The sequence below is a fragment of the Streptomyces sp. NPDC004065 genome (assembly GCF_044903565.1).
In the GTDB taxonomy this organism is placed as follows: domain Bacteria; phylum Actinomycetota; class Actinomycetes; order Streptomycetales; family Streptomycetaceae; genus Streptomyces.
Window position 1 is genome coordinate 75,438 of the sequence record NZ_JBJDQT010000003.1, and the last position, 1,075, is coordinate 76,512.

The window sequence follows — 1,075 nt, forward strand, 5'->3', positions numbered from 1 at the left end:
CCTCGCCGGTCGACATGCAAACCGTCAATCAAGCCGCCACCTCGACCGCACTCACGTCCGCGCCCGACCCCTCCGTCTTCGGCGAGACCAAGACCCTGACCGCGACCGTCACCGCCGTACCGCCCGGAGCCGGAACACCGACCGGAACAGTCGACTTCTTCGACGGGGCCACCCTCATCGGCACCGCCCCACTCGTAGGCGGCACCGCCACGCTCGTCACGTCGTCGCTGTCGGTCGGATCGCATTCGTTGACCGCCACCTACAACGGCGACGCGAGCTTCACCGGCTCCACCTCGCCGGTCGACATGCAAACCGTCGACCAGGCCGACACCTCCACCACCCTCACCTCGGCACCCGACCCCTCCGTCTTCGGTGAAGCCAAGACACTCACCGCCACCGTCACCGCCGTGCCACCAGGAGCCGGAACCCCCACCGGAACAGTCGACTTCTACGACGGCGCCACCCTCATCGGCACCGCGTCACTCGTGGGCGGCACCGCCACCCTCACCACCTCGTCCCTGGCCGTCGGATCACATCCGTTGACCGCCACCTACAACGGCGACGCCAACTTCACCATCTCCACCTCACCCGTCGACACACAAACCGTCAACCAGGCGGCAACGACGACCTTCCTGTCGTCGACACCTGATCCGTCGGTCTTCGGCGAGGCCAAGACGCTCACCGCCACCGTCACCGCCGCACCATCCGGAGCCGGAACCCCCACCGGGACGGTCGACTTCTTCGATGGCGCTACCCTCATCGGCACCGCCCCACTCACCGGCGGCACCGCCACCCTCACCACCAGCACACTCGCCGTCGGATCACACGCACTGACTGCGGTCTACAGCGGCGACACGAACTTCACCGGCTCCACCTCACCCGTCGACACGCAGACCGTCGACCAGGCCGACACCTCCACCACCCTCACCTCCACCCCCAACCCCTCCGTCTTCGGACAACCCAAGACACTCACCGCCACCGTCACCCCCGTACCACCCGGAGCCGGAACCCCCACCGGAACAGTCGACTTCTACGACGGCGCCACCCTCATCGGCACCGCCACCCTCACCGGCGG

1 protein-coding gene is annotated in these 1,075 nt (G+C 67.9%); it reads left to right on the forward strand.

Features of this window, described 5'->3' with window-relative positions; genetic code table 11:
* Positions 1-14 precede the first annotated feature (14 nt).
* Positions 15-1,075: Ig-like domain-containing protein (locus tag ACI2LW_RS06560; RefSeq protein WP_404730032.1), on the forward strand; the 1,061-nt coding region annotated here is incomplete at its 3' end.